The organism is Synechococcus sp. WH 8101 (genome assembly GCF_004209775.1).
GTDB lineage: Bacteria > Cyanobacteriota > Cyanobacteriia > PCC-6307 > Cyanobiaceae > Synechococcus_C.
Genome location: NZ_CP035914.1, coordinates 1,113,485 through 1,127,460, shown reverse-complemented (window position 1 = coordinate 1,127,460; position 13,976 = coordinate 1,113,485). Strand labels below are relative to the sequence as shown.

Annotated in this window: 16 protein-coding genes; 13 read left to right on the top strand and 3 right to left on the bottom strand. The window is 64.2% G+C overall.

All coding sequences use genetic code 11. The features are described 5' to 3' along the window. Window positions 1–45: 45 nt before the first annotated feature. Window positions 46–447: a thiol-disulfide oxidoreductase DCC family protein gene (locus tag SynWH8101_RS05745; protein WP_370587025.1), complete on the top strand. Its 402-nt coding sequence runs from the start codon at window positions 46–48 to the stop codon at window positions 445–447. Window positions 448–459: 12 nt separating this feature from the next. On the opposite strand, the gene SynWH8101_RS05740 is transcribed toward SynWH8101_RS05745, so the two are convergent. After that, window positions 460–4,473, bottom strand: coding sequence for a magnesium chelatase subunit H (locus tag SynWH8101_RS05740; RefSeq protein ID WP_130128940.1), 4,014 nt, complete (start codon window positions 4,471–4,473; stop codon window positions 460–462). Between the two features lie 120 nt (window positions 4,474–4,593). Between SynWH8101_RS05740 and dapB the strand changes: the two genes are divergently transcribed. The 5 genes from dapB to SynWH8101_RS05715 all read left to right on the top strand — a co-directional run bounded on the left by dapB (window position 4,594) and on the right by SynWH8101_RS05715 (window position 7,951). Continuing rightward, window positions 4,594–5,445: a 4-hydroxy-tetrahydrodipicolinate reductase gene (dapB, locus tag SynWH8101_RS05735; protein WP_130128939.1), complete on the top strand. Its 852-nt coding sequence runs from the start codon at window positions 4,594–4,596 to the stop codon at window positions 5,443–5,445. Between the two features lie 29 nt (window positions 5,446–5,474). Then, window positions 5,475–6,137, top strand: a complete 663-nt coding sequence (locus tag SynWH8101_RS05730; RefSeq protein WP_130128938.1) for a hypothetical protein — start codon at window positions 5,475–5,477, stop codon at window positions 6,135–6,137. 36 nt (window positions 6,138–6,173) lie between these two features. Beyond that, complete coding sequence (locus tag SynWH8101_RS05725) at window positions 6,174–6,428, top strand: hypothetical protein (protein WP_007102673.1); 255 nt, start codon at window positions 6,174–6,176, stop codon at window positions 6,426–6,428. Between the two features lie 104 nt (window positions 6,429–6,532). Beyond that, on the top strand, window positions 6,533–7,672 hold the full coding sequence (locus SynWH8101_RS05720; protein WP_370587024.1) for an FAD-dependent monooxygenase: 1,140 nt from the start codon (window positions 6,533–6,535) through the stop codon (window positions 7,670–7,672). Between the two features lie 60 nt (window positions 7,673–7,732). After that, window positions 7,733–7,951, top strand: coding sequence for a DUF2949 domain-containing protein (locus SynWH8101_RS05715; RefSeq protein ID WP_130128936.1), 219 nt, complete (start codon window positions 7,733–7,735; stop codon window positions 7,949–7,951). On the opposite strand, the gene SynWH8101_RS05710 is transcribed toward SynWH8101_RS05715, so the two are convergent. Then, on the bottom strand, window positions 7,942–8,505 hold the full coding sequence (locus SynWH8101_RS05710; RefSeq protein ID WP_130128935.1) for an adenine phosphoribosyltransferase: 564 nt from the start codon (window positions 8,503–8,505) through the stop codon (window positions 7,942–7,944). The two genes, SynWH8101_RS05715 and SynWH8101_RS05710, sit on opposite strands and share 10 nt — an antisense overlap. Between SynWH8101_RS05710 and SynWH8101_RS05705 the strand changes: the two genes are divergently transcribed. From SynWH8101_RS05705 to SynWH8101_RS05690, 4 genes are read left to right on the top strand one after another with little or no spacing between them, the layout of a single operon-like run. Further along, window positions 8,504–9,028 carry a DUF3038 domain-containing protein gene (locus SynWH8101_RS05705; protein WP_130128934.1) on the top strand — a complete coding sequence of 175 codons (525 nt, stop codon included), beginning with the start codon at window positions 8,504–8,506 and terminating at the stop codon, window positions 9,026–9,028. The genes SynWH8101_RS05710 and SynWH8101_RS05705 overlap by 2 nt on opposite strands. Window positions 9,029–9,032: 4 nt before the next feature. Next, window positions 9,033–9,641, top strand: a complete 609-nt coding sequence (locus tag SynWH8101_RS05700) for a DUF4335 domain-containing protein (RefSeq protein WP_130128933.1) — start codon at window positions 9,033–9,035, stop codon at window positions 9,639–9,641. A 33-nt stretch (window positions 9,642–9,674) separates the two neighbouring features. Further along, entirely contained in the window at window positions 9,675–9,920 is a 246-nt protein-coding gene (locus tag SynWH8101_RS05695; protein WP_007102679.1) for a hypothetical protein, read from the top strand. After that, window positions 9,917–10,303 carry a hypothetical protein gene (locus SynWH8101_RS05690; protein WP_130128932.1) on the top strand — a complete coding sequence of 129 codons (387 nt, stop codon included), beginning with the start codon at window positions 9,917–9,919 and terminating at the stop codon, window positions 10,301–10,303. Before SynWH8101_RS05695 ends, SynWH8101_RS05690 begins: the two co-directional genes overlap by 4 nt. A gap of 10 nt (window positions 10,304–10,313) precedes the next feature. Here the strand turns inward: SynWH8101_RS05690 and SynWH8101_RS05685 are convergent, their stop codons facing one another. Then, complete coding sequence (locus SynWH8101_RS05685) at window positions 10,314–10,763, bottom strand: EF-hand domain-containing protein (RefSeq protein ID WP_130128931.1); 450 nt, start codon at window positions 10,761–10,763, stop codon at window positions 10,314–10,316. A 141-nt stretch (window positions 10,764–10,904) separates the two neighbouring features. Here SynWH8101_RS05685 and SynWH8101_RS05680 point away from each other — a divergent pair, with 141 nt between their 5' ends. The 3 genes from SynWH8101_RS05680 to ppk2 all read left to right on the top strand — a co-directional run bounded on the left by SynWH8101_RS05680 (window position 10,905) and on the right by ppk2 (window position 13,972). Then, the gene (locus SynWH8101_RS05680; protein ID WP_174719501.1) at window positions 10,905–11,630 is read left to right on the top strand and encodes a response regulator; all 726 of its coding nucleotides are present in this window, start codon (window positions 10,905–10,907) and stop codon (window positions 11,628–11,630) included. After that, entirely contained in the window at window positions 11,627–12,934 is a 1,308-nt protein-coding gene (locus tag SynWH8101_RS05675) for an ATP-binding protein (protein ID WP_130128930.1), read from the top strand. Before SynWH8101_RS05680 ends, SynWH8101_RS05675 begins: the two co-directional genes overlap by 4 nt. 69 nt (window positions 12,935–13,003) lie before the next feature. Continuing rightward, entirely contained in the window at window positions 13,004–13,972 is a 969-nt protein-coding gene (gene ppk2, locus SynWH8101_RS05670; protein ID WP_254428064.1) for a polyphosphate kinase 2, read from the top strand. Window positions 13,973–13,976: the final 4 nt, after the last annotated feature.

Below are 13,976 nucleotides of genomic sequence, written 5' to 3'. Positions count from 1 at the left end.
CATCACCGCATCCTAGAAACGGTGCCAGTTGCGCACCATCCTTTGATCCCTCAGGCCGAGCCAGCCCTGACCCTGCTCTACGACGGTGCCTGCCCCCTGTGCCGACGGGAGGTGAAGGGTCTGAAGCGGCGTGATCAGCGCGGTGCGATCCGATTTGTCGATCTCAATGCTCCCGACTACGACCCCCAACGCTGGGGAGGGATCAGCTACCGCGACGGCATGGCACGCATTCATGCCCTGCGCAGCGATGGCACGGTACTGCGGGATGTGGCGGTGTTCCGGGAGGCCTATCGGCTGGTCGGGCTGGGCTGGCTTTATGCACCAACTGCATGGCCCCTGATCGCACCGATCGTGGATCGGATCTATGCAATCTGGGCCAGCCAACGCCTTCGCCTGACCGGACGCCCCGATCTCGACAGCCTCTGTGATTGCCGCTGCAACTCCTGAACGCTCCCGGCCTCAAGCGGCCGGGGCCACCCCCTCAATCCGGTCTTCCACTTCCTGATACAGCTCCTGCAGTTGCTCGATGTTGGCGTCGGACGTTTCCCAATAACCACGGCCATGCACTTCCAGCAGGGTGCCAACGATGCGACGGAAGCTGTGGGGATTGAGCTCCATCAGCCGCTTGCGCATCTCCGGGTCGTTGATGAAGGTTTCGTTGGCTTCCTCATACACGAAGTTATCCACCTGGCCTGACGTGGCGCTCCAACCCAGGGTGAAGTTGAGGCGCTTGGCCACTTCACGCACGCCTTCATAACCCGAGTTGAGCATGCCCTCGTACCACTTGGGATTGAGAAGCTTGGTGCGGGAATCGAGGCGAATCGTCTCACTGAGGGAGCGCACCTGGGCGTTGGCGGTGGTGGTATCAGCGATGTAGCTGGTGGGAGCCTTGCCATCCTCTCGCAGCCCCTTGATCAGGTTGGTGGGGTCGCTATCGAAGTAATGGCTCACATCGGTGAGCGAGATCTCAGCGGAATCAAGATTCTGGAAGGTCACATCGGCAGTTTTCATCACCGATTCGAACACCTCACGCTTCTGATTCATCTCCCCGGGGTTATCCGCGTTGAAGGCGAAGGTTTTGCGGGAGAGATACATCTCCTGCAGTTCACCCTCCTCTTCCCAGGTGCTGTTCTCCACCGCCAGATTCACATTGGAGCTGTAGCTGCCGCTGGCATTGGAGAACACTCGGCAGGCGGCGTCGCGCAGACTGGTACCTTCCTTCTCGGCCTGCTCCAGCGCGTGCTTGCGCACGAAATTCTGCTCGAGGGGCTCATCGGCTTCTGCGGCCATCTTCACGCCCTGATCGATCAGGGCCATCTGGTTGATGAACAGATCGCGGAACACACCACTGCAATTCACCACTACATCGATGCGGGGTCGGCCCAGCTCCTCCAGGCTGATCAGCTCCAGCTTGTTCACCCGGCCGAGGGAATCCGGCACCGGACGCACGCCGATGAACCAGAGAATCTGGGCGAGCGACTCACCGTAGGTTTTGATGTTGTCGGTGCCCCAGAGCACGCAGGCGATCGTTTCCGGCCAGGCACCCTGCTCTTCACGCTGACGCTCGATCAGCTTGTCGACGACGCCCTTGGCTGCCGCCACGGCGGCCCGGGTGGGAATGGCCTGGGGATCGAGGGCATGAATGTTCTTGCCACTGGGCAGCACACCGGGGTTGCGGATCGGGTCACCACCAGGACCGGGCAACACGTATTCACCATCGAGTGCCCGCAGCAAGCTCTGCATTTCCATATCGGCGCAAACCTGCTCAAGACAGAAGCGCAGATAGGCGAAGAGCTTGTCGAGCGCCACTGAATCCACACTGGTGAAACCGGCGCTGCAACAGGCACGCAGCCAGGGGGTCGGCAACTTGAAACCGAACTTGGTGAGCCAATCAAGCAACCAGCCGAAGTTGCCGCGCAGATTCACCCGACCATCCAGACCGGTGAGGGAGCGCACCATCGCGCCGACGGCAGCTCGGGAGGTTTCGGTGATCGTGCGGTTGAGCTCCACATCGGCGAGCACACCGTCGTCGTTGCCCCGGTAGATGTCGTCGATCTTGCGACCCAGTGCCTCCGCCAGCAAACCCGGAAGCGAGCGGATCCCCTCCTCTTCGCGCTCCAGGGCGGCGATGTTCACCAGGGTGGCGATCGCTTCCTCCGCCGTGGGCGGCTTGCCGATCGTGTGCAGGCCGCAAGGCAGCAGCCGGCTCTCGATCTCCATCAACTGGCGATACACCGCACCCACCACGGCATCGCGGCCCTCGAGATCGAGGCTGGCGGCATCGCCTTCAGGCAGTTCAACGTCTTTATCCAGATTGCACTGGCGCGCCGTTTCCACGATCGCGTTGACGATCTGCACGCCGCGACCGCCTTCACGCAGCTGCTGGTAGGAGCCCACCAGCTCACCCAGTTCCTTCAGGCCTTTGTAGAGGCCGGCATTCTCCGCCGGTGGCGTCAAGTAGCTGATCGTGGAGGCATAGCCACGACGTTTGGCAATCGTCGCCTCCGACGGATTGTTGGCAGCGTAGTAATAAAGATTGGGCAGGGCGCCGATCAGGGAATCGGGATAGCAGGTTTCACTCATGCCCATCTGCTTGCCGGGCATGAACTCCAGGGAGCCGTGGGTGCCGAAGTGGAGCACCGCATCCGCCTTCCAAATCTTCTCCAGATAGGTGTAGTAGGCGGCAAAACCGTGGTGGGGGCTGGCGCTTCGCGAATACAACAGGCGCATCGGATCCCCCTCGTAGCCGAAGGTGGGTTGCACGCCAACAAACACGTTGCCGAAGTGGCGGCCATAGATCAGCAGGTTCTGGCCATCGCTGTTGAGGTTGCCGGGGGGCTTACCCCAGTTCTCCTCAAGACGCTCGGAGTAAGGCGTGAGTCGTTCGTATTCCTCCACGCTCATGCGATGAGCAATCGACAATTCCGGTGCTCCCTGCAGGGCTTCGGGATCGTTGATCACCGCCTCCATCAAGGTTTTGCCATCGCGGGGCAGGTTCTGCACGTCGTATCCCTTCGCCTTCATCTCCTCCAACACGCGATGGATGGAGCCGAACACATCGAGATAGGCGGCCGTTCCCACGTTGCCCTTGTCGGGCGGGAAGCTGAACACGGTGATCGCCAGTTTCTTCTCAGCGCGGGGCTTGATCCGCAACGACGACCAGCGGATCGCCCGTTCAGCGATCGCATCCACCCGATCCTGAAGGGTGTGGGCCTTGCCGGTGGCGTCATCACGGCCGGAGAGCACAATCGGTTCAATCGCGCCATCCAGCTCAGGAATCGCGATCTGCAAGGCCACCTGTACGGGGTGCAAGCCGAGGTCGCTGTCTTCCCATTCCTGGGTGGTCTGGAACACCAGGGGCAACGCCACCATGTAGGGGCGGTTCAGGCGCTTGAGCGCGTCAATCGCCTTGGGGTGATCCTGTCGAGCCGGACCACCCACGAGGGCAAAACCGGTAAGCGACACCACCCCATCCACCAGGGGCTGATCCGGATTGAGCGGGTCGTAGAAGAAGGTGTTGACCGGCTTGGAGAAATCGAGGCCGCCGCAGAAGATCGGAATCACGCGGGCACCGCGGAATTCCAGCTCCTGCACAACGGCCACGTAATGGGCATCGTCCCCGGTGACGATGTGGCTGCGCTGCAGCACCAGACCGATCACGGGCCCAGTGCGGGCCGCTTCACTCAGGTCGCTGCGGCTGGCTGTCCAGTTGAGGTACTCCTTGAGGTCCTCAAACATCGAGGGGGCCAGCGGATGCCAGATCCCCAGATCGGGAAACACTTCGGGATCGGCCACCACCAGCTCCGGGCGCTCCTCCCCAGCCGACGGCGGAAACACGTATTTATCCGCCAACATCAGCAAGAAATTGCGCAGATTGTCGGGGGTGCCGCCCAGCCAGTACTGGAAACTGAGCATGAAGCTGCGCGCATCCTGCGCCTTTTCCACCGGCAGATACTTGAGAACGGTGGGCAGGGTGTTGAGGAGCTTGAGCATGGCGTCCTGGAACCCGGCCCCACCCGACTCCTTCCGCTTCTTCATGAAACCGGCGATGGCGCTCTTGCTCTGACCGAGCTGGGCCATCGAGAAGCTCCCCAGCTTGTTCAGGCGCATCACCTCCGGCATGGAGGGGAACACCACCGCGGCCTTGAGCCGATCCCGATGGGGAGCGACGGCCTCGACCACTTTCTGGGCCAGATCCTCGATGAAGATCAGCGAAGCGATGAACACATCCGCTTGAGCCACATCGGCCTGGAAATCGGCGTAGTTGTCGGGGTCGCGCAGTTCCTCGATCAGATAGCCGCTCAGTTCGAGCCCCAAAGGGCCGTTCTGGGCATTGAGACTCTGGGCGGCCTGGGTGAGGGCGTTCTGGTACTGGGGCTCAAGCACCACATAGACCGCCTTCATCACCGATTGATGGCTGTTGTTCTCGGCAGGAGCAATCCGGCGGTCGGAGGAGCGAACCTGCGTGAACATCGGCGTGGTTTGAGCAATGTGAAGAAGCCTACGGGCGTTCGTGTTCTTGCTGCGAGGGTTGAGGGCCTGGTGTTACAGAGCTGCCCGGCCCCATAGGCTCTTGCCAGCCAGTCCGATGCGATGACAACCGCAACAGCCAACCCGATTCCCGTGGTGGTGGTGGGTGCCCTGGGGCGGATGGGGGCAGAGGTGGTGAAAACCGTGGAGGCCTCCCCTGATTGCAGGCTCGCAGGCGCCGTCGACACCACCAGCGGCAAGGAGGGCGTCGATGTGGGTGAAGCGCTGGGGTTGGGCAGCCTGGAGGTGGCAGTGACCGCCGATCTGGAGGGTTGCCTCTGTGCCGTGAGCCAGGAGGTGCGTCAGGCGGGCCCTGGGCAGGGGGCCGTGATGGTGGACTTCACCCACCCCTCCGTGGTCTATGACCACACCCGCGCGGCGATTGCCTACGGGGTGCATCCGGTGATCGGCACCACCGGCCTCTCCCCTGAGCAACTGAAGGAGCTGCAGCTGTTCGCCGAGAAGGCCTCGATGGGCGGGGCGGTGATCCCTAACTTCTCGGTGGGCATGGTGCTGCTGCAACAGGCTGCAGCGGCGGCGGCACGGTTCTACGACCACGCCGAGCTCACGGAACTGCACCACAACCGCAAGGCCGATGCCCCCAGCGGCACCTGCATCAAAACCGCCGAACTGATGGAAGAGCTGGGCAAACGCTTCAATCCCAGCGAGGTGGAGGAGCACGAATCGCTGCAGGGCAGTCGTGGTGGCCTCCGTCCCAGCGGCCTGCGCCTCCATTCCCTGCGCCTGCCCGGGCTGGTGGCCCATCAGGAAGTGATGTTCGGAGCCCCCGGCGAGACCTACACCCTCCGCCACGACACCATCGATCGCTCCGCCTACATGCCCGGCGTGTTGCTCAGCGTGCGGCGCGTCCGCCAACTCGACGGGCTGGTGTACGGCCTCGAACGGCTGCTTTGAACTGAGCTGTCCATGCCTGCGATCCGGTCATGCTGATCCCCCTTCGTCCTGGTGAGCTGCAGCGGCTGATCCCTGCGGTGGCCACCAGCAACCAGTTCACCGCTGCCCTGGGCAACCCGCGCAAAATCCTCCAGCGGGTGCTGATTTCCACCATCGGCGGCGTCATCACCCTGTTGATCAGCCAGACCCTGTCCTTCAATCGCTGGGGCTCGGTGTGGCTGGTGGCGGGAGTTGCCCTGCTGCTCTACATCCTCTGGGGGCCGATTTTGGAGGCAGGGCAGCGCAATGCCACCCTGCGCCGCTATCCGGCAGCCGCCCTGTTCGATGGTGAGGTGGCCGAGGCCTATACCCGCGAGCGGGTGGAGAACCGGCGCGAACAGGCCGACCAACACGGCGACCTGGAGCTGGTGGAACAGCGGCGCACCTGGATGGTGCTGGAACTGGCGGATGAGGACGGCTATCTGGGCCGACTCAGTTTTCCGATGCAAAAGAAGCACGCCAGCATTCGCGCTGGAGCGCGACTGCGATGCCTGGTGCTCAGCGACCGCAAGGATTTCTCCCGCGTGTCCGCCCTCAGTGACGCCTGGCTACCGGGCCTGCGCCTCTGGGTGGGGGAGTATCCCTATTTGCTCAAGCCCGCATTCGAAGAGCTTTGCCAGCTCCGTTTGTCACGAGCGCGAAAAATTTCTTAACAACGGGCTACAGTGAAGGGAGACGACACGAGAACCATGACGCAGTCCACTCCCTCCTCTGCTCCCACCATCCGCGGTGCCACGGTCACCACCGAAGATGGTGGTCGCCTCAACGCTTTTGCCACCGAGCCCCGCATGGAAGTGGTCGCTCCCGAGAGCGGCTGGGGCTTCCATGAGCGCGCCGAGAAGCTCAACGGCCGCATGGCCATGCTCGGCTTCATCGCCCTGCTCGCCACCGAATTCGCCCTCGGTGGTGAAGCCTTCACCCACGGCCTGCTCGGCCTCGGCTGATCAGCCGCAATGCCAGGGGCACATCATGCAGACTCACTGCAGTCTCTGCCCCTCCCCTGGTCACCCAGCCCCTGAGCGATGTCAACCTCACGCAGGACGCGCTCCTGCGCGTGAGCATCGCCGGGGCTGGACCGACTGGAGCTCTTCTTGCCCTCGGGCTGGCTCAACGCCATTGCTCGGTGATCCTTCAGGATCCTCTTAGCGAGACCCAGATTCTGGCGCGCAGTCGCGCCTATGCCCTCACCCATTCCTCGCGGCGCCTGTTGGAGCGCCTTGGCCTCTGGGGGGCGCTCGCTGAGCATCTGATCCCGTTTCAGGCCCTGCGGCTTGAGGATCAGGAGCTGCATCGCGTCGTGATGTTTGGCCCCAACGACCTGATCGGTTCCAACCGTGGCGTTGCCGCGATCGGCTGGATCCTCGACCACCAGCCCTTGATGACGCTGCTATTTGATCGCTTGCGCAGTGAAGCCGCGGTGGAGTTAAGTCTGGCCAGCCAGGCCACTCCAGACGCCGCCAGCGGCAAGTCTGATCTCGAGATCGCCTGCGACGGCCCAGGGTCACCCCATCGCAAGCAGTGGCAGCTGCCATTCTGGAGCCTCCCTTACTACCAGGGCTGCCTCACCCTGAAGGTGCGTCTGCGTGACCCCGATCCGCAGCTGGCCTACGAGCTGTTCCGGGCCGAGGGTCCCCTGGCGGTGCTGCCCCTCGGTGACAACACGTTCCAGATCGTTTGGAGTGCTCCGCTTGCGCGTTGCCAGGAGCGGGCATCCTTACCTGGCCCGCGCCTGCTCGATCAACTGGCGAGCGTGCTTCCCGCCGGGCTTGAGGTCGAGGCCTTGCTGGATCAGCCCAGCGCCGTTCCCCTCCAACTGAGCCTGGCGCCACGCTTGCAACAGGGTCATCGGCTGCTGGTGGGGGAAGCGGGCCACCGCTGCCATCCCGTCGGCGGCCAAGGGCTCAATCTCTGCTGGCGTGATGTGGCCACCCTGCTCGATCTGGTGGAAGGCCACGCGTCTTCAGCCGTGCCCCCCAGCCGGATCGCCCGCCTTTACGGTCGACGCCGCTTGCCGGATCTGATTCTGGTGGGCCTGGCCACCGATGCCCTGGTTCGTCTGTTCTCCAACCGCCAGCCCCTGCTCCTCGGTCTGCGCCGCATCGCTCTCGCCCTGCTCCAACGCTCCCCGGGCCTGCGGCGGCTTGCCTTAGCGGCGATGACCGATGGGCCCTTGCCCCATCACTCGTGACCCTGCAGCGATGACATTCGGGCAACGGCCACCAGACTGAAGCAGCGAACCAGTGCCGCCATGGTGCTCTGCACGCAGCCCCAACCGAAACCATCAGCGGAGCTACTCACGTTTCTGCAACAGAAATTGGGCCTGAGCGACAACGCCCTGGAGCTGGGCCTGCGCCAGGCGGAGCTGGAACAGGCACCCCTGCCGATCGTGCTCTGGAGCTTCGGCCTGCTCAACCTCCTGCAATATCAAGAGGTCCTGGAATGGCAGCAGCGACTGGGTCAGCTGTAAATGATCAGGGATTCCACCGGGGTCTCATCGGGGAGGCGACGGCGTCCATCCAGACCGGCCAGTTCCACAACGAAGCCGCAGCCCACCAACTGGCCCCCGGCCTGTTGCACCAGGCTGGCGGTGGCGCTGGCCGTGCCGCCGGTGGCGAGCAGGTCATCCACGATCAACACCCGTGCCCCGTCCCGCAGGGCATCGGCATGCATTTCGAGGCGATCGCTGCCGTATTCCAGTGAATAGTCGATGGCAATCACCTCACCCGGCAGTTTGCCCGGCTTGCGCACCGGCACGAAACCCAGTTTCCGATCGGTGGCGAGGGCGGTGCCCACGATGAAGCCACGGGATTCGATCCCCACGATCAGATCCGGCTGCAACTGGTCGCACACATCGCCGAGGCGCCGCATCACTTCCGACCATCCCGCCGGGTCCCGCAGCAGGGGGCTGATATCCCGAAACAGAATTCCGGGTTTGGGAAAATCGGGAATGTCCCGGATGAGCTGGCGAAGATCCAAGGAGAGGTGACGTAAAGGCCAGAGCCCTGTCATCATCGCAGCCATGACGAACGCGACCGCCGAGCTGAGCAGACGGGGATTTGAACGTCTTGACCTGCTGCTGCTCACCGTTGAAGCCCTCGACCTCAATGGCGGTGAAGCCATGCTCTGGGCCACCCAGCAGCTCGGGTTCTCGGATCTGTTCCCGAACCGGGTCGAGCTGTGGAAGCGCCGCTGCCACAATCCCCTGCGTCGATCGACGCGCCGCGGCGTGGTAAGTGGCGCTGAAACCGAAGCGCTGATTCGACTGCTCTGTGCCATGGCCGATCGGCTCTACCCCCTGTTGCATCAACTGCTGTCGAGCCGTGAGCCGGAGGCACTCACCCAACAGCGCTGGGATCTGCTCGATCAGCGCCTGCGTGATCTGGTAGCCGAACGGATGAACCCGCGCCGCGGCGCCGTGCAGCGGATGCTGGATCCGGAGCAGTCCCGACCGCTGCAGAAACACTTGGTGCTCACCCTGGCCCTCGCCGCCGGCAGTGGCGGCGTCGACCGGCTGCGCGCCAGCCTTCTCGATCCGACTCCCTGACGTCATGCTCAAGCTCACCTATCGCTATGACCAGTCGGCGGTACGCCTGGTGGTGGAGGGTCTGCCCGATTTCTCCTCGGATCAGGGCAGCGGTGTGATCGGCATTCTCTCCACCTGGCGACTCCAGCTGGTGGGTGCACCGGAACTGGAGGGCAAACGGGAGCATCTCGAAGCCCTGCTCCAGGTGGTGACCGCCTACAGCCGCCACCTGCTCTCCGGCGTCGCCCGCCACTTCGGTGCCGAGCAGGATCCAGTGAGCATCGGCCCCAACGCCACAGGGCATCAACTGCAACTGCGCAGCAGCCAACCGGGGGTGGAACCACTCACGATCCAGCTCGATGATGCTGAACTGGCCGATCTGATGCGCTGCCTCGATGCGCTGCGGCTTGATCCGAACGTGCAGGTGGCCTGGCCCAGCCCCAGCCTGCAGCCCCTGGCCCGCCGCGACCTCAGCGAATCGATTCCCGCAGGACGCCGCTTCGGCGCCCCCCTGTTGGGCGCTTCGGCGCTGGCGCTCGTGGCCGTTGTGGCGGTGATGGTGCCGGTGCAGCCCCCCAGCGCACCGCCCGCAGCAGAGCAGGCGGTCAAGGAAGCGTTGACGAACGCCCCCTGAGGAAGAGAATTAGGGTCGTCGCCGGACCCTGCCATGGCATCCAGCTGGTCAGATCTGAGGCGACGGGTGGCGCGCATCGGTGCGGCACTCGATGTGGTGGTGCGCAGTGACCCTGAGGTGTGCGGACTCAGTGGCTCCGGCTATCACCTCACCCTGCATCACAGCGGCTACGGCGACTGCACAGTCGGCGATCTGACCTTGATCGATTGCCCCAACGAACTGGTGGTGCTGGAGTTTGAGCGCTGGATGCGCGGCGCCGGGCACCCGTTGGTGGTATGAAGCAGCGTCGTTCTGGACCGATCCAAGCCCGGAGTCGCGAGCGCAAGGTGTTCGCCAAGGGACCTCGGCCACGGCAGCGTGCTCCCTGGCGTCAGGGTCTGGAGGGAGTGCTGCTGCTGGCACTGGGGGTGGGCCTGCTCGCGTTCCTGAGCTGGTTGCCTCAACGCATCGATGCCCTGGTGGTGGTGAGTGAAGCGATCGCCGATCTGATCCGTGGCCTCAGCCAGTTGCTCGAGGCCCTGCTCGGAATCGGCGCCGTGCTGCTGCTCGCCGCGCTGCTCCTTGTGGGCCTGATCGCCCTGGTGAGCGGCTGTGTGCGCATCCTCCGGGCCTTCAGCCAGGCCCTGACGCCAGCGGCGAAACGCAGCCGACCGCAGCGCTAGCCACAGCGGATCACGGCTGGGGGCGAGGAGCAAGGGCGCGCTGCAACAGCCACAGCTCCGCCAGGGTGAGGCCACCGTCTTGATTGAGGTCAAGACTCTGAAAGTGACGCGCCAACCAGGGCAACCGGCGCACCTCCTGACGATCGAGACGACCATCGCCGTTGCGATCGGCCTGGCGAAAACGGCGTTGCAGCCGTTGACCGCTGGGGGCGCCTGCCGGACCACGCAGATCCTCCATGCGCAGAAAACCGGGCGAATCACGGCGCAGCACCCGGCGCTCCAGGTAGGGCTGGCCGCGCACCTCGTGCAGCTCCAGCCGACCATCGCGATTGGCATCCATCCGCACGAACAGAGCCTCCATGCGGCGGCCATAGGCACGGACGCCATCGGGTGCGGCCGAAACGGCGGTGGGGCACAGCGCCAGACCGACAGCCAGAAGGGTGGCAGAAACACGCGACATAGCACCAGCCTATGGACGACACCAAGCCCGGTCATGTCTGATCCGCAACCGAGAGCCCACGAGCTGTGACAGGGTCCGATTCCTGCGGACAGGCGCTGCCGGTCTCCATACGATCAGTTCCGAGTGATAGCGGCCCCGGCGATGACACGCACCTCGATGATCTGGGTGGTGGATGATGATCCAGAGCTGCGCCAGATGGTGGGCACTTACCTGATCGATCAGGGCTACGAGGTGCGCTGCCTCAGCGATGTGAAGCAATTCGAGGCTCGCCTCGACTTCCAGCGCCCCGACCTGGTGGTGCTCGATCTGATGATGCCTGGCGATGACGGCCTCACAGCCCTGCGCCGGCTGCGTGATGCCGACGACGACCTGCCGGTGGTGATGCTCACCGCCCGAGGCGATGGGATCGATCGGATCATCGGACTTGAGCAGGGGGCTGACGACTACCTGGCCAAGCCGTTCCTGCCCCGGGAGCTCTCCGCCCGCATCGAAGCGGTGTTGCGCCGCCGCACCGCCATGCCCGCCGGCACTCCCCTGGCGGAGGGTGGATCGATCCAGTTCGGCGACAACGAACTCGATCTCGCCGCGCGCACCCTGCGCAAGGACGGCCAGGCCACGGTGATCACCAGCGGAGAATTCAGCCTCCTGGCCGCCTTTGTGCAACATCCCCATCGCCCCCTCTCCCGCGACCGCCTGATCGAGCTGGCCCGCGGACCGGGTTGCGACACCGACACCCGCAGCATGGATGTGCAGGTGTCGCGGGTGCGCAAACTGGTGGAGCCCGATCCCAGCCGACCTCGTTACATCCAGACGGTCTGGGGTTACGGCTACGTGTTTGTTCCCGACGGCACGCCCCGGTCGCGATGAAGAGCCGCGCCGGCTGGGGTCCTCGCCTGGCCACCGGCCTCGGCTGGGGCGGGCTGGCGCTGGCGAGCTGGGGCCTCTGCCTGGTCGTGCTGCAGGGCCTGTTCGGCCAGCAGATCGAGGCTCTTCAAACGGTGCAGCTGGCGCGCGAATTGGCCCTGAACGTGCGTCTCACCGAACTGACACTGGAGCGCTACCCACCTGATCTGGTCAGCGAATTGACCGGCCTGGATCTGGCGGTGCGTCCTCGACCACCCGCTGCGCCAGCGCCCTCGCTGGCGATGCAGCGACAGGCGGAGGCCCTGCAGCAACAATTGTGTGAGCGGCTGGCCCACTGCCCGATGGTGCAGGCCAGCGCCCGGGGGCGGATGGCGTGGATTAAGCTGATCTCCCCGTTGGAACCGGTCTGGCTGCGCGTGCAACTGCGCTCACCGATGGCCTGGCCACCTGAGCCCACCCTGCTGGGGCTGTCGCTGGTGGGGGCCGCGGTGATCTGGGCTGGACTGTTCCTGCTGCTGGAGGTGGAACGACCGCTCAGGGGCCTTGAAAAAGCCCTGCGCCTGGTGGGCGATGGGGAAGACCCGGCGGCGGTCCCGGCGCGCGGCGCACCGGAGGTGCAGCGGCTCACCCATCGCTTCAATGCGATGGTGCGGCGACTGGCGGCCAACCGCCAAGAAAGGGCGACGATGCTGGCGGGGATTGCCCACGATTTGCGGGCGCCGATCACCCGACTGCAGTTCCGCCTCTCCCTGCCGGAGCTCAATGCCGATGAGCGAGAGCGCTGCGCCAACGATTTGCAGGCCCTGGAGCGAATCACCGGTCAGTTTCTGCTCTTCGCCGGTGGCAACGATGCGGAGGAACCGGTGGATCTCCCCCTCGATCAGCTGCTGGCGGAGGTGTCGAGCAGCCATTCGTCGGAGTTGCTGCGTCTGGATCTTGAGCCAGTGCCGATCGTGGTGCGACCGGTCGCCCTCGGGCGAGCTGTGGCCAACCTGATCGACAACGCCTTCACCTACGGCGAGCCACCGGTGGTGTTGCGCCTGCGACAGCAACCACAGCACTGCACCGTTGAAGTGTGGGACCAGGGCGCCGGCATGGCCTCCCATCAATGGGACCGGGCCCTCCAACCGTTTCAGAGGCTTGATGAAGCCCGAGGCCAGCAGGGACACTGCGGTTTGGGCCTGGCCATCGTTGCCCATGTGGCCCAGCTCCACGGCGGCTCACTTCTACGGCTGCATGGCGAGCCGCCAACGGCTCCAGGGCGGTTCGGCATCGCCCTTACGCTGCCCTTGCCGCGCAATGGTTGAGAAAAGCTTTGCTCTGCGGCGTCCTGGCGACGGATCGCGGCACCAATGGGGAGGGCAGCCCCGCGCACGATGGCCAAAAACAAGCACGACAACGGCAAGCACCATCACAAGGACAAGGGCAGCGGCAAGCACAAAACGGTGAAAGGCAAGCTGCCCGACACCGTGCTTGAGGCCCTCGATGGCAGTGAAGCCGACATCGACCATCCATCCGAGCTGCTCGATGACCTGCTGGAAGGTCGCAACCACAACGGTGATCGGCTCAACAAGAAGCTCTATGAGTCGGAGCTGGTGCGTCTCCAGACCGATCTGGTCAAGATGCAGTATTGGATCAAGGCGACGGGCTATCGGATGATCGTGCTCTTCGAGGGGCGCGACGCAGCGGGCAAAGGCGGCACGATCAAACGGTTGACCGAACCGATGAACCCCAGGGGCTGTCGGGTGGTGGCACTGGGCACTCCCTCGGATCAGCAAAAAACCCAGTGGTATTTCCAGCGCTACGTGGAGCATTTCCCTAGCGCCGGCGAGATCGTGGTGTTCGACCGCAGCTGGTACAACCGCGCCGGTGTGGAGCGGGTGATGGGCTTCTGCAGCGACGACCAGGTCGATCAATTCATGGAGGCGTGCCCCCAGTTCGAGCGGATGATCGTGCGCAGCGGCATCTTGCTGCTCAAGTACTGGTTCTCCGTGAGCGACAAGGAGCAGGAAGCACGATTTCAGTCGCGAATCGATGACCCGACCCGGCGCTGGAAGCTGAGCCCGATGGATCTAGAAGCGCGCAACCGCTGGGTGGAATTCTCACGGGCGAAAGATGAAATGTTCGCCCACACCAACATCCCGGAAGCCCCCTGGTTCACCGTGGAGGCCGATGACAAACGGCGGGCCCGGCTCAACTGTCTGCGCCATGTGCTCAGCAAGGTGCCCTGGGACGACATGACCCCCCCTGCGATCGAACTGCCTCCCCGCCCGGAGCAGGGCGACTACGTGCGGCCACCGATCAATGAGCAATTTTTTGTTCCCAACGCATACCCTTACAGCTGAACCT

What these genes read in the sequence shown, in the direction of transcription:
- SynWH8101_RS05680 (WP_174719501.1), top strand. Translation starts at nt 10,905, where the DNA reads ATGACACGCACCTCGATGATCTGGGTGGTGGATGATGATCCAGAGCTG.
- SynWH8101_RS05725 (WP_007102673.1), top strand. Translation starts at nt 6,174, where the DNA reads ATGACGCAGTCCACTCCCTCCTCTGCTCCCACCATCCGCGGTGCCACG.
- SynWH8101_RS05710 (WP_130128935.1), bottom strand. Translation starts at nt 8,505, where the DNA reads ATGGCTGCGATGATGACAGGGCTCTGGCCTTTACGTCACCTCTCCTTG.
- SynWH8101_RS05740 (WP_130128940.1), bottom strand. Translation starts at nt 4,473, where the DNA reads ATGTTCACGCAGGTTCGCTCCTCCGACCGCCGGATTGCTCCTGCCGAG.
- SynWH8101_RS05700 (WP_130128933.1), top strand. Translation starts at nt 9,033, where the DNA reads ATGCTCAAGCTCACCTATCGCTATGACCAGTCGGCGGTACGCCTGGTG.
- SynWH8101_RS05690 (WP_130128932.1), top strand. Translation starts at nt 9,917, where the DNA reads ATGAAGCAGCGTCGTTCTGGACCGATCCAAGCCCGGAGTCGCGAGCGC.
- SynWH8101_RS05695 (WP_007102679.1), top strand. Translation starts at nt 9,675, where the DNA reads ATGGCATCCAGCTGGTCAGATCTGAGGCGACGGGTGGCGCGCATCGGT.
- SynWH8101_RS05730 (WP_130128938.1), top strand. Translation starts at nt 5,475, where the DNA reads ATGCTGATCCCCCTTCGTCCTGGTGAGCTGCAGCGGCTGATCCCTGCG.
- SynWH8101_RS05705 (WP_130128934.1), top strand. Translation starts at nt 8,504, where the DNA reads ATGACGAACGCGACCGCCGAGCTGAGCAGACGGGGATTTGAACGTCTT.
- SynWH8101_RS05715 (WP_130128936.1), top strand. Translation starts at nt 7,733, where the DNA reads ATGGTGCTCTGCACGCAGCCCCAACCGAAACCATCAGCGGAGCTACTC.
- SynWH8101_RS05675 (WP_130128930.1), top strand. Translation starts at nt 11,627, where the DNA reads ATGAAGAGCCGCGCCGGCTGGGGTCCTCGCCTGGCCACCGGCCTCGGC.
- SynWH8101_RS05685 (WP_130128931.1), bottom strand. Translation starts at nt 10,763, where the DNA reads ATGTCGCGTGTTTCTGCCACCCTTCTGGCTGTCGGTCTGGCGCTGTGC.
- ppk2 (WP_254428064.1), top strand. Translation starts at nt 13,004, where the DNA reads ATGGCCAAAAACAAGCACGACAACGGCAAGCACCATCACAAGGACAAG.
- dapB (WP_130128939.1), top strand. Translation starts at nt 4,594, where the DNA reads ATGACAACCGCAACAGCCAACCCGATTCCCGTGGTGGTGGTGGGTGCC.